This is a genomic window from Vibrio sp. 1557 (assembly GCF_033340175.1).
Lineage (GTDB): Bacteria > Pseudomonadota > Gammaproteobacteria > Enterobacterales > Vibrionaceae > Vibrio > Vibrio alginolyticus.
In genome coordinates this window covers 125,084-137,858 of sequence record NZ_JAWOVZ010000010.1, presented here as the reverse complement: position 1 = coordinate 137,858, position 12,775 = coordinate 125,084, and the positions used below count along the sequence as shown (strand labels likewise).

At 43.1% G+C, this 12,775-nt stretch carries 18 protein-coding genes; 16 read left to right on the top strand and 2 right to left on the bottom strand.

The genetic code is table 11. The features are described from left to right. Positions 1-80: 80 nt before the first annotated feature. From R7070_RS14080 to R7070_RS14025, 12 genes are all read left to right on the top strand, one after another. Positions 81-893, top strand: coding sequence for a hypothetical protein (locus R7070_RS14080; protein ID WP_181726419.1), 813 nt, complete (start codon positions 81-83; stop codon positions 891-893). Positions 894-947: 54 nt separating this feature from the next. Further along, positions 948-1,337 carry a hypothetical protein gene (locus tag R7070_RS14075; RefSeq protein WP_014386846.1) on the top strand — a complete coding sequence of 130 codons (390 nt, stop codon included), beginning with the start codon at positions 948-950 and terminating at the stop codon, positions 1,335-1,337. After that, positions 1,327-1,731 (top strand): hypothetical protein, encoded by a 405-nt coding sequence (locus R7070_RS14070; protein ID WP_014386847.1) that lies wholly within the window; start codon positions 1,327-1,329, stop codon positions 1,729-1,731. The genes R7070_RS14075 and R7070_RS14070 overlap by 11 nt, the downstream gene beginning before the upstream one ends. Before the next feature lie 776 nt (positions 1,732-2,507). Next, on the top strand, positions 2,508-2,981 hold the full coding sequence (locus tag R7070_RS14065; RefSeq protein WP_014386849.1) for a hypothetical protein: 474 nt from the start codon (positions 2,508-2,510) through the stop codon (positions 2,979-2,981). Positions 2,982-2,991: 10 nt separating this feature from the next. Continuing rightward, the gene (locus R7070_RS14060; protein ID WP_014386850.1) at positions 2,992-3,285 is read left to right on the top strand and encodes a hypothetical protein; all 294 of its coding nucleotides are present in this window, start codon (positions 2,992-2,994) and stop codon (positions 3,283-3,285) included. A gap of 5 nt (positions 3,286-3,290) precedes the next feature. After that, positions 3,291-4,421, top strand: a complete 1,131-nt coding sequence (locus R7070_RS14055) for a hypothetical protein (RefSeq protein WP_014386851.1) — start codon at positions 3,291-3,293, stop codon at positions 4,419-4,421. Between the two features lie 2 nt (positions 4,422-4,423). Then, positions 4,424-5,386 carry a signal peptide peptidase SppA gene (gene sppA, locus R7070_RS14050; RefSeq protein ID WP_014386852.1) on the top strand — a complete coding sequence of 321 codons (963 nt, stop codon included), beginning with the start codon at positions 4,424-4,426 and terminating at the stop codon, positions 5,384-5,386. 12 nt (positions 5,387-5,398) lie between these two features. Continuing rightward, entirely contained in the window at positions 5,399-6,274 is an 876-nt protein-coding gene (locus tag R7070_RS14045; protein ID WP_032073044.1) for a DsbA family protein, read from the top strand. Positions 6,275-6,292: 18 nt separating this feature from the next. Further along, on the top strand, positions 6,293-7,867 hold the full coding sequence (locus R7070_RS14040; protein ID WP_032073045.1) for a hypothetical protein: 1,575 nt from the start codon (positions 6,293-6,295) through the stop codon (positions 7,865-7,867). A gap of 196 nt (positions 7,868-8,063) precedes the next feature. After that, positions 8,064-8,474 (top strand): hypothetical protein, encoded by a 411-nt coding sequence (locus tag R7070_RS14035; RefSeq protein WP_131815226.1) that lies wholly within the window; start codon positions 8,064-8,066, stop codon positions 8,472-8,474. Positions 8,475-8,484: 10 nt separating this feature from the next. After that, entirely contained in the window at positions 8,485-8,994 is a 510-nt protein-coding gene (locus tag R7070_RS14030; protein ID WP_041154785.1) for a thermonuclease family protein, read from the top strand. Then, positions 8,991-9,506, top strand: a complete 516-nt coding sequence (locus R7070_RS14025; RefSeq protein ID WP_032073046.1) for a hypothetical protein — start codon at positions 8,991-8,993, stop codon at positions 9,504-9,506. The genes R7070_RS14030 and R7070_RS14025 overlap by 4 nt, the downstream gene beginning before the upstream one ends. A 4-nt stretch (positions 9,507-9,510) precedes the next feature. Here R7070_RS14025 and R7070_RS14020 read toward each other — a convergent pair whose 3' ends face one another. Further along, on the bottom strand, positions 9,511-9,786 hold the full coding sequence (locus R7070_RS14020; RefSeq protein ID WP_032073047.1) for a hypothetical protein: 276 nt from the start codon (positions 9,784-9,786) through the stop codon (positions 9,511-9,513). Between the two features lie 379 nt (positions 9,787-10,165). Here R7070_RS14020 and R7070_RS14015 point away from each other — a divergent pair, with 379 nt between their 5' ends. From R7070_RS14015 to R7070_RS14000, 4 genes are read left to right on the top strand one after another with little or no spacing between them, the layout of a single operon-like run. Beyond that, positions 10,166-10,429, top strand: coding sequence for a hypothetical protein (locus tag R7070_RS14015; protein ID WP_226977602.1), 264 nt, complete (start codon positions 10,166-10,168; stop codon positions 10,427-10,429). Positions 10,430-10,468: 39 nt separating this feature from the next. Then, positions 10,469-11,419, top strand: a complete 951-nt coding sequence (locus R7070_RS14010; protein WP_046224247.1) for a DNA-methyltransferase — start codon at positions 10,469-10,471, stop codon at positions 11,417-11,419. 25 nt (positions 11,420-11,444) lie between these two features. Then, the gene (locus R7070_RS14005; protein ID WP_014386860.1) at positions 11,445-11,687 is read left to right on the top strand and encodes a hypothetical protein; all 243 of its coding nucleotides are present in this window, start codon (positions 11,445-11,447) and stop codon (positions 11,685-11,687) included. Positions 11,688-11,744: 57 nt separating this feature from the next. Continuing rightward, positions 11,745-12,116, top strand: a complete 372-nt coding sequence (locus R7070_RS14000) for a hypothetical protein (protein WP_180827199.1) — start codon at positions 11,745-11,747, stop codon at positions 12,114-12,116. Positions 12,117-12,325: 209 nt separating this feature from the next. Here the strand turns inward: R7070_RS14000 and R7070_RS13995 are convergent, their stop codons facing one another. After that, on the bottom strand, positions 12,326-12,700 hold the full coding sequence (locus R7070_RS13995) for a hypothetical protein (RefSeq protein WP_052715035.1): 375 nt from the start codon (positions 12,698-12,700) through the stop codon (positions 12,326-12,328). Positions 12,701-12,775 lie beyond the last annotated feature (75 nt).

The window sequence follows — 12,775 nt, the reverse complement described above, 5'->3', positions numbered from 1 at the left end:
GGAACACAAAAGCAACCTAAAAACAACTTAGGAGTTAGGTAATGATAAATGGAAAACTAATAGGTTTAGGCGTGTCAATAATGTCGGTAATAATGACTGGTTGTGCGTCAACTTCCCAACCAGTGTCATACGATGAATCACACAGTCGTGCATATAACATCGCGCAGGCTGGTGGATTGTACGATGTAAGTGACAAATACGTCCCAAGAGAGAATTACGAGTCTTTGCAATTTGCAGGCAGCGCTGCGACAAACTCTCTTTTGTTTACCTCCTCCTTCGGTGCGAACCTAGATTTAACATCAGGGTTAGGATTGGGGCTTGTCACCTCTCTTTTAGAGCAGCCCGACACAGCATCCAGAAACAGCGTAATTGCATGGATGCCAAAGTCCGAAGCGTCATCCACCAAAAATGCTCAAGAAAAACTTTTGTCTGAAATGAAAACGGCCATTGAATCAACGCTAGAAGAAATGGGATTAGAGTATGAAGCAACAAATGGCAATTCCGAACGCAAAGTAGAGTTCTACTTTCACAGTGAAGAGTACGGTTGCCCCATATACAAACCAGGCATGACAAATGTGGATCTCTGCTACATAGCAACCGAAGTCTTTGAGCCCCGCGAAGCAAAGGCCCCTAGCTTTGTCGGAGTCGATGAAATTGATTCGTATGCTTTTGAATCAAACCACAGTGTTTACTACAACCGATTCCGAGTTACTCCCGGCAAAGGTAGCCATGTCCCAAGCGACAAAATATATTCACTTGTAAGCGGAAAACTTCCCTCTTGGGCTTATGTTTACGTAGCATCTGGGAACATACAGGTAGGTGAATCTAAATTTAAAACGCCTTATCTACTCGACAATGGCGAACCTCTATTGTTCATACACCCAGAGAACTAATTAGCTCTCCCCAAGCATTTTGCTTAGGGAGATTGCCTTTTTCAGGAGGTAGACATGCAGCAGCAGAAAGAACAAATTACACGCTCAACAATTTCATATAGAAACAAAAGAGCTAAAGAACAAATCCAGCACATACTCCAACTTGCCGAAAGGATTACCTCTGACGTCGAAAAGGAAAAACGAGAGTCCATGCATTTGTGTTTATGTTGCTATTACGCTCGTTCTCAACGAATAGGAGGAGCTGCGATAACATCAAAACCTTGTGGTGTTTGCGAAGAAACAATGCAGTTCGGCTCAACTGCTACTGATGCAGTCTGCGACAGCTGTGCAAAGGAACAGGGGTTATGTAAACAGTGCGGAGCAGACATTGAATTGGCGGAAAGAAGAAAGCCGTACCCTTTTGAGAATGAGATAAATAAAAAGGAACTTTCAAATGATCAATGAGGAATGGTTTTCTGAATTAGAAACAGTTCTGTTTGTGTTGGAGGACTGTCAGGTTGACTGTGATGGAATGACTTATCTAGTAAGCCATCTTCTGAAACAAGCCAACGTTGAACACTGTTGCATGTTCGGCTATGTAACAGAAAAGTCGTCAGGAGACGTAGTAACCCCTCATTGCTGGATTACATTGCCAGGAGACTACATCGTTGATCTCAGACTTAGAATGTGGCTTGGGGATTTCGATCATATTCCCCACGGCGTATTTAAATCAAGCTGCACACCAGATATCGTCTACGAAGGAAAAGGGCTAAGAGACTCAAATTTAGATGTAGACACCTTAGATATGATGTCTGACGGTAGACTTTCACATGTGAAAGTCCCCTCTTTGCTTCACTAGTGCTCCACCAGCTGCAATAGCCCCTTCTACACGGGGCTCTTCCCTGCCCTAAAAGTCTTTCACGCTACCCCTTCCCTCATACCGAACCTAAATGCTTAGTACTTCCTAAGTGGCTACGTGACAAATATTTAAGGGGCTATATAATGATACTATAAAGTAATCGAGAGTATCTTATGAATATAGTCTTGTTGTTAGTTTCACTGATTGTCGCTCCATTTCTAATTGCCAAAGTAGACCTATGGCGGAAAAAGCATTTGCATGAGGTGCTCAGCTGGTGGAGTGAAGAAAACATGCCAAAAGAGTTGAGAAACGCAACTCTGTTTCTTTGTGAAGAAGATGTGGCAACAACACTACCTGTACCTCTGCATGGAAGAGTTGATCAGGTTTTTTTATCAAAAAAGAAAGTCCTTATCCCTCTGGATACCAAGTTAAGGAAAGATAACAGGATCTTTGAATCGGATGTAATCCAGCTATCTGTATACCGAGTGATTCTTAAAAATCAATACAACTTAGAGGTATCCGATTACGGGTACGTTAGAACGGTTGTCCCACAGCCCGACGGAAAGAACAAGGTTCGTTACATCAGAACAAAGTTACTGAATGAAAAAAAAGTCGTCTCTCTCTACTACAAATATCAGGCTATTAGGCAAGGACTAATAAAGACGTCCTGTTCGTGTGAGGGATTGTTTCATTGAGTTCTCAGTTGCCCTTATTGGGCATGTTGCCGTGAGAAGCTTTTGCTGTTTATCCGTTACTCTCATGGCAAAGGAGGGCTTATGCCATTAACAAGAATCAATAAAGCAATGATGTTGCTGATATCTATCGGCGGAGTAATTGCTGGTCTTGCAGGTAAACCTATCGTCGCCTGTACAGCATTAGGGGTAGTTCTTTGGCTTGCGGCCAAGAATGGAGGCTCAAACTCCATCATAGAAATCCGCAAAAAAGCAGCCAAATCAGCGTTCGACAATATGGATCTTGTCATTGATAACAAACGCTGGCTCGGGAAGGATGCAACGGTTGTTAAGGTTTCAAACATCACTGCGGCCAACGAGATAAAAGTGCCTTGGAACCTACAAATTCTTGCTAAATCGGTCAGAGGCACTTGGTTCACTGTAGATATGAGTGTGATTGGGAAAGACCAAATCCTAATCATGGCAATTAATGAGATTGATGAAAGCACAGTCAAGCGTCTGTTAGCGAATGATCACGACTTATACCGTCAATACTTCGGTGAACCAGAGTTGGCGTAAGGAGCGAAATGTGGAAAGAACTCAAACACCAGAAAAAAGTGAAGAAAACCTTAGTAACAAGCCATTGAATCAAGCTGGCTATGCTCAATGCCTGTTTATCCTTATCCAATCAGTGCTTTTCCCTGAGCTTGGCGCTGGTGGAGCAATGATCGCTGCCTTATGTGCAATGATGCCTTGGATGGTTATGTACGCTAAAAAAATGCCAGCACGAGTATTCGGTATGGTCATGGCATCTCTACTGCTAACCCCCTTCTATTCAATGCTATGCCTATTTGTCTTGAAGGTCATTGGAGTTGGAGTGTAGTGCGCATGGATCTATTGGCCCCATTCCTAATATCCGACTTGGAGAGACATGGCGCGAGTCAAGAGCTTATTCGTAATGCACAAAGCTTAAAACACTCGGCTTTCCGTTATAAACAAAAAGATATTGAAGAGCTGTCCAGAAAGCTTGGTATAGAAAGCCAGGAGTTGATGGATGGGCATGTTCAATATATGACTTCAAGATTCACGAGGAAAATGAGCGGCATCATTTCATCATACCTAATGAAAGATACCGGACATTTCGCTATTCAATGTACAGAGCTTTGCCGAGAAGCAGAAGCACTTAGCCTTAAACGCAACCGCGAAGGAAAGCTGGTTCCGTATAGTGCAGCAAATGCTGTGGCTGTTGATCGAATGCTTGATGTCGTCATAGCCAGGGCAACGGAGCTTAAAAATAGAATAGCGGATGAGTTCTTCAACGCAGAAACTAGCTCTGTCTTCATAGAACAAAGAGAAGCTGGCACATTTTGCCCAGAAAAAAAGACTAAAAAACGTAAAGCAAGGCGAAGAAAGAGTTCACCTATTTACGTCAAAGGAAAACCCTACGCTAGTTTAACCGAACTGGCCCAACAAACTGGTAAAGCAGAAAGGACTCTCTATTCAAGGATTAGGGATAAAGGGCTATTAAAAGCCTACCAAACCAACACTATGACAGATGAGAACTGGAACTCAGTCTTATCTGAACCACCAGCTCCAAACAAGGGCCCAAAGGCGGCCAACAAACCTATCACCTATAAAGGTGATTCCTACCCCACGTTAAACCATCTAGCCGAAGCCGCTAACTTAACGTACTCGGCTCTCTACCAGAGACTTCGACATCGAGAATTATTGGAAAAGGCACGATGTAACGAGCTTTCAGATATGGACTGGGAAAAGGTACTCAACGCTATTCCCCCTAATCGAAAAGCCGATGTTGAAATTGTGATAAATGGCAAGGGATACCCTTCCGTTGCGGCAGTCGCTACTAATTTCGGGTTAGCGGAATCCACGTTATCAGAGAGGTTAAAACAAGCCGACAAACTTGAATTAGCGAAAGAGAACAAATTAACCGAGGAAGAATGGGAGCTGTTTCTGGTTCCACCTCACCCAGGTCGAAAACAAACCACAACTAAGGAATAAACATGAGTGAAAACAATAAACCAGAAGCATGGGAAAAAGACATGATTAAAGATCTGGTCTTTACCCTCCATAAGGAACAGGTAAAAGACAGAAGATGGCGAAGAGGGATTCAGTTGATTCGCTCCCTTGGCTTTGTCCTTATGATAGTTGCATTTCTAACCGTAGCTTCAAATCCAGGAGGACTACCTTGGCAGACATCCAAAGCTGACACTCCACATGTTGCATTCATTAATATCAAAGGAGAAATCGCTGCGGGTTCACTTGCAGATGAAGATCATCTAATACCTTCCATTCAGGCTGCTTTCAAAAATCCCCATGCAAAAGCTGTCGTTCTACGAATAAACAGTCCTGGTGGAAGCCCTGTGCAAGCAGGTCGAATATACGAAGAGATTCAAGCTCAAAAAGCAGAATACCCAGAAAAACAAGTTATCGCTGTAATTGATGATATCGGTGCATCTGGTGGCTATTACATCGCCGTGGCCGCAGACAAAATTTATGCGGACAAAGCAAGTATGGTTGGCTCTATTGGTGTCATCAGTTCTGGCTTCGGATTTACCGGGCTCATGGAAAAATTGGGTATTGAAAGACGAGCTATAACATCTGGTGAAAACAAAGCTTTGTTAGACCCATTCTCCCCTCTTTCAGAAGAGATAACTAGCTTCTGGAAGGAAGTGCTATCGAAAACCCACCAGCAGTTCATCGAGCGAGTAAAAGAGAGCCGTGGTGAACGACTCAAAGCCGATCCAAAAGTGTTCTCTGGATTGATCTGGAATGGAGAGCAAGCACTTGAGATTGGGTTAATTGATGGTTTAGGAAGCCTACACTCTATTTCTCGCAATGTTATAGAAGAAACAAACCTCGTTGATTACTCACCAAGTGAAGACATCGTTAAGCGCTTAACACAACGCGCAAAAATGGAAGCTTCAACCCTGATTCATGAATTGGCAACTGTAAAAGTTTACTAAGGACAAAATGTAATGTCAGAACAAACCACACCACAACAACAAAAATCATTCAGTCCAATGCAGAAAAAGCTACTGGCCGTTGGTGCTGCTATGACCCTAATTTTGGGAGCGTCTGTCGCTACAGTGGGATATCAAATTTACCAGACCAAAGAGTTGCTCATTCAAGAGCGCGATTCTCTCCAGTCGAAGATTACTCAACTAGAAAGTGACTATCGCTTTAAATCAGAAGAGCGCTTTAACAATGCAGTTCAAAAAGCACTGGAACATTTCGTTCAACAGAAACGCGAACAGGATATTCAGGCTAAATACGCAAAATACGAATCAGCTCCCGAACAAGTGCCTGACGATAAACGCATATATGGAAACCTGAACGCTCGATTCACGCTGGTGGAATTTTCTGACCTGGAGTGTCCGTTCTGCAAAAAATTCCACGACACACCAAAAGAAGTGGTGGATGCAAGTAACGGGAATATCAACTGGCAATGGAAACATCTGCCATTGAGTTTTCATAACCCAGCGGCAGAAAAAGAAGCGTTAGCAGCGGAATGTGTTGCTGAACAAAAAGGCAACCGTGGATTCTGGGTGTTCTTAGACGAAGTATTTGCCAAATCACAAGGCAATGGTGGTGGAGTGCCTAATTTGGCAGAAGTTATTGAGAGTGTTGGTGCCGATGCTTCCCTAGTTCGAGAGTGTTTAGCTTCTGGCCGTTACGACCTGAAAATAGCAGCAGATGTGAAGCAAGCTACTGAAAATGGCATTTCAGGTACACCAGCGACTTTCATCGTAGATAACCAAACTGGGAAAACTCAGCTTATTCGTGGGGCACAGCCATCACAAGCTATCGCGGCCATCATTCGAAAAATGATGATTGAATCCGAAAACAACTAACAACAGAGGATGTAATTGATGTTAAGAAGAACAGCTTTAGCAGCTGCTCTACTATCAGTGTTGGCAGGATGTGGTGGTTCCAGTGGAGGCACTGGAACTACTTCCAATGGCAATGGTAGTGAAAGCAATAACCAAGACAACTCAACAGAAACAACAACGGTCGCTAAGCGAGAATGGCAAAAAGAAGTGTTACTGAGCTCTCCAACAAGAGATGCAACACTTCCTGTCATCCAGCTACAAAACGAAAATGGTTCGGCTGTTCTATACAGTGCCTGGGTCGAAGAAGCCAACAATGACAAACCGGATGAGCTATATGCTTCTGTAGCCCCTATCGAAGACTATGCGAATGGCAATGTACCTAACAAAGTCAAGATAAGTGCCGATATTGGTGAAATACTAAGATCAGACTGGCAACCATTCATTGTCGATGAAAACCACTACAAGAGCTCTGTTCAAATGAGCCTTTCAAATCATGGTAATGCCTATATTACATGGGTACAGAGAGACAATAGTAACAACCAGAAACTGAACGTTTCCTATTACGACGCAACAACACAAGAATGGTCCCCACCATTAGAAGTTGATCATGTACTTATGACTGACGCGGCAGCTACGAATGAGGAAAGTCGAGTAAAAATCACCGACAACACTCTCTTCACTGACCCGTCAGGACAAAGCATCGTTATCTGGCAAACTCCGATTTTTGGCTCCGATACAAATGCATTGGCAATAGCCTGGTTAAGCAACGACGGCACAAAAGCCAATATCATTGCAACGACAGAACTTTCGAGAAATATAAAAACAAACAGTGACGGTGAAGTTAAAAGTGCTATCTCGATACATTCAGTAGAAACTTCTCCTGGCGTACTTGAAATCCTAAGTATCGAAAAGGGCGCTGATGATGAAAATGATGTCCTAGCCAAACATACCGTCAAACTTGGTCCATTCAATACGCCTGTAGTGGAACGCAGCGTTATTGATGATGATGGAGTCAAGAGTGGTTTAGCATCTATCAACACTAACCTTACTAGCTATGCGCTATGGTCTGAAAGCCGAGGGTCGGGTTCTTCTGACCTAATCGGCGTAACATGGCGTAATGACAACAATGGTTACTCTCCTATCTCAGGCATTCCCAATATAAGTGCCGATGCAGGGCAAGCTAGCTTAACCAGTACCAATGGAGATGTTCATGCTGTGTGGCGTCAACGCGACAATGTTGTTGGCAATACCATCAGAACAGAGAAGCTAATGTTTGCCACATTAGAACAATCCATAGCAAGTAACGTCACAGAGCTCAATTCAAACGGTGCTATATATCCACGTTTGTTTTCTGGAAATGACGACAAGTTATATACAACTTGGAATGGCGAGTACTTCCATATCAAAGAGGCATACATCGAATCTGGAGATATCCATTGGCAAGAAACATATCGTCCATCCTGTGACCCAACAACAGCGATTGATGACCTCTTGTGTGGTCTAGGTGTGCGGGAACGGTACAGCGCGATGGTCGATGGAGATTATGGTGCAATGTCATGGCTGAAAGATGTAAATGGCACAAAGTCAGTATTTATCTCTATCAGCACAAATTGACTTTCACATGTGAAAGCGGCCCCAGTAATTGGGGCCTTTTTGATTGGAGACTACTAAGTCCCCATCCAAAAAGGGCTTCTGGTTCAACGATGACAGTATCCGTCACAGCTATGGATCGGAATTAAATGAAAAAACAACCTAAAAACAACTTTCACATGTGAAAGTGGAATAGGTAAGGAGTGTTATGAAACCACAAATGATGATAAAAATGGCAGCAGCCTACATGATGGCATCAGCTGTAATTTGGAGTGCTGGAGTATGGTTACTAGAACTACCCTCGCCTCTTGGTACTCAAACATGGACGACGTGGTTGGGAGGTCCAATTTTAGTTCTAGTATGCGCATCTTTCATTTCGTACTTGCTTGTAACCTATCACTCAACTGGATTGCTCTTCACTAAAATTTGGATGCTGTGCAATGTCTGCTTGTCTGGGTACAGCCTATTCATGACGTTCAATGATCTAATGCTGGCTGGTGGATGTTTAGCGATTCTCTTAGGGTCTCTTTGGTTCTTGAAGGAACTGGAGCGACCAGAAATGAAAGGGGCCTATACCGCTATTTCGGCATTACACAAACAAATGTGGAATGCTCTATCAGGACAACAGTAAGGAATTAATCATGCTTAAAAAAATTCTAACTACCACCCTTCTCTACTTCGTTTTTAATGCACCAATTATGGCTGAAACCTTTTATGGGAAGGTGGTACGAGTCAGCGATGGTGACACTATAAAAGTCCTCACAGATGCCTCATGCACTGGCACCTATCAGTGTACCGATGGTAAAAAAGAACACCGTATTAGACTTGCAGAAATCGACACACCCGAGTCGAAACAACCCTGGGGAAAGAAAGCAAAACAAGCCCTTCTTTCTATAGTGGGTGGGAAAGTCGTTCGTGTAGAACAAACCGACGTTGATCGTTATGGCCGCATTGTTGGTCATATCTACGTCGATGATTTGTGGGTAAACGGACAACTGGTAAAAACGGGTAACGCATGGGTATACAGGCGGTATGCAAAAAGCACTGAACTGTTTTCTTACGAGCAAGAGGCAAAACAGAATGGTGTAGGCTTATGGGCATTGCCGGAGGCAGAAAGAATGCCACCTTGGGAATGGAGACGTAAAAAGTGAAACTATCCATTAACAACCAACTGGGTAGGGATGTAAGCACATTGGCTTTGAATGTATTTGGTATTTTTGTCTATATCAGCCTGATCCGGATATACCTCCACCAGCTGACGCTTCCAGAGCCACTACTTTTTGCTCTTATGTTCTCCCTTGTATTCAATATCTACTATGAGTTTAAAGCGGGGATATCCCGCTTAACCCATGTAAGAATACTGTGTACCATCATTATCTTTTGTGTTGCGGCATTCCTTGCCCAAGAGATTAGAGGTGTCTATCTAACAACTATGACCGAACTTACAAACTACGAGAACGCAGAAGAACTCATAGGGCAAGAGTACTTAAAAGCTGCTCAAAATAGAGTTGTTGGTTACGGTGGGTGTTTTGCAGTTGGTTTGGTAACGGCGAGAATGTTGCTCTACAAAATCTTAGTTAACGTGGCAAGTAGAGTTTTGGTATTGCCTAACTATCGCGGTAACGTTTGTCCAATGTGCCAGCAACCGACACAAATCCACTAAATCCTCAGCCGACTTTCACATGTGAAAGTCGGTACTTCATCATATCACCTGACGATAGAAGCCCTTTCTCCACAAAGCATTTCATCAAAGACATACTCAAAAAAAATCGCTCTCGCTCACTAAGGTTCAAAATGTTGGCGTTATGCATTTCACGATATGCAATTACCGTCATCATACTTGCTTCAAGCGGTTCTGCTTGGCCTATTACTGCTTTAATGTCTGGCAGGCTATCTAGATCCACGCCAGGCACAGCTTCGTGCAGTGTATTTAATTTAAACACTAATATTTACCCAATAAATAAGTTGCTTTCAAAGGTTCACGATAAGTAATAGTTAATATAGTAGATCTTATCAATGAACATAAAATGTTCTGTCAGAACATCGCAAGGATCTCATTATAGATAAAGAAGATCCAACTCGCACTTTCACATGTGAAAGTCTGTGGCATAAGTTGGCAGGAATCTCATATTTTACAAAACGTTACCCTAGCTAAGTCGCCATAAACTCAACAATGAATCACTTTAAAGAGCTCCCATTATCCAATTAGTTCAATTCCATCGAAGAGATATACCGACATCTCTACAGGATTTAGATATTGCCATTTCATTTAAAGAACTATAAAATGATTCTATGAATTATTAATATTGGTCTGGAGCATAAATGAAACCAAACATGCAGGGGCAGCTGGAGCTTTTCCATGTGGAAGAAGCTTATGCACAAGCTGATGGTCCAATGACCAATGCCGAGCTATATGCGAAGGTAGCAAGTATAGCCGGGCTATCAGAGGCTGAAATCAATACTAAAGCCGAAATCGGCAAAGCCAAGGCACAACACAGCCCTATCAAAAGAAAAATTCGTTGGTTTCAGCAAACATTAAAGTCCATGAATATCATCCAAAAAGTGGACGGTGAGCGTGGCGTATAGAAGCTGGCAAACAAAAATAAAAAAGGGCTTCATGAAGCAATGGGCGAAGTAAAGCTTGTCGCATATTCAACAAATCTAGGCATCGCTATTTGGGGAAATAGCAAAAAGGTATTCACAGAGCTTGGAGAACCGATCCACCTTTGTGTGACATCCCCTCCGTATCCTTTAAAAATCGAGCGCGGGTATGGGAATGTTAGTGAACAGGCATGGGTGGACTTTATCACCGAGTCTTTGGAACCAATTGTAGAAAACTTGGTGCCAGGGGGTTCTGTGGTACTCAACGTGAGTAACGACATTTTTGAAAGTAAACGCCCTTCGCGTTCAACTTACCTTGAACGTATGGTCTTAGCTCTAAATGATCGATTAGGGCTTTCATTAATGGACCGTTGGCCCTGGATAAACACATCCAAGCCACCAGCTCCAACCCAATGGGCTTGCGTTAACCGTATGCAGCTTTGTTCCGCGTGGGAACCTGTTTACTGGTTTACGAACGATCCAGACCGAGTTCGCTCTGATAACCGAAGAGTTTTGGTAGAGCACACTGAGCAACATAAGAAATTACTCGAACAAGGGGGCGATAGTCGTATCGCTACTTACGGTGATGGTGCTTACCGATTAAGAGGGAATGCCTTTTCCAATAAAACGCAAGGCAAGATCCCTAAAAACATAATCCAACGAGGTCATCGTTGTGCTGATACATCAGCAGTAAGGAAGATAGCCAAGGAATTGGGTTTACCACCACACCCTGCAATGTTTCCTACAGACATTCCATCATTCGCTATTGAGTTCCTAACCAATGAAGATGAGCTGGTGGTTGATCTCTTTTCTGGTAGCAATAAAACCGGACTGGCAGCGGAGAGAGCGGGGCGACGTTGGGTTGCATGTGACTTAATTTTAGAGTACGTGCGAACACAAGCTGAGTTGTTTAGCTCGTTTGCTGGCTTTTGGATGAATCCTGCTTTGGCCTGTGTCGGTCGAAGTGTTAAATAAACTCGTGATTACTGGAGAGTACATTATGAACAAACCTTCAAACACACCAAGCACACTGGTTGTATCCATGCTTTGTATTTTAGTCCTGGCTCTGGAGTTTGCTGCTGTAACCCATTTTACTGGTTCTACTTCACCTTTAGATTGGGATCGCATCACGCTTATCTCCGTTGCTTATTTAGCCGCAAGCACCATCTTAGGTGCCACATTTTGCTTGGTTAAAAGCAAGTTGCGTTTCAATACTCTGCAACATCAAAAAAATCTGGGATAGCAAGAATGCCAGAGCAATGTGATAAAGCAGGACTAAGCCGTTGGTGCAATAACCAGGATGTTCGACAGGTTCAGCAAAGGGCCTGTCGTACATATGTGTAGTGAGTATGATTTCGACCATGCTGTTGGTTATATCGTTCAAGTACGAGAGAAGCGTGACGCATATGGCTCTGAACAATATCTTGTGCGTCATCCAAATGGAGAGCTACACACACATGAAAACCAATCCTTCTGGCTACTAAACGAAGAGCATCAAGGGCAAGCTTTAGCTTTATTTGCCCAAAAGCCAACAGAAGAGGGGAGCGATACTGTTTACACGGTAGCCGAAGGTTTTCCAGAATCCGGCTATATCATTCCTTTTAAAAAAGGTGCGCCAGAGAGCGAAAATCAGCATCTAACTATGGCAATTACTATCACGGAGAACAAATAGAATGGACCCTAAAAAGAAAGAGCTTGCGGAAATGTTCATTCAGAGTTGTATTGAGCAAGGCTTAACTATGGACGAGTCAGCTGAATTGTCAGCTCATATACTCATATCAGCTGTTAGTGCAAACGGGAAAAGTCATACGAGAATTGAGATTGCCAATCTCGGCTCAGTGGAAGTAGATTGCTAAGGGCTCTAGGAGGCAAGGATGGCTCCTAGAGAATGGCAAATCCATTGCCAGCGATATCAAAGTGTTTGTTCTTCATCACCAGACCAGAAGAAGGATTAACTATAAACCGTTGCTTTTTAATAGCAGGAGTATTTGGAACGCGCTTGATTGAAGCTGTGGCCGAAAAAACAACAAACGCCAAAAGAGCAACTACGGCAACCTGCCATGAAAAGTAAGCTACGCCAGACCAAAAGACGACCATTACTACTGCATTTTTATGAACAAGCCTAAGCAGAGGCATCAACCAGAAAACAACCGCTACGCTGATTACAGCCAAACCCCATTGATTATCGTTAGTTTCAATCATAGCAACGCCAAGAAGAATCACTGCTAAAGCAACTAGGTTAAGTATGTGTCTCATTTTTCGTCTCCTTAATTGACTCTGGAAAGCTATCTCGGCATCACCGTCAAGCCCTCATTCAATTCAACTTACACT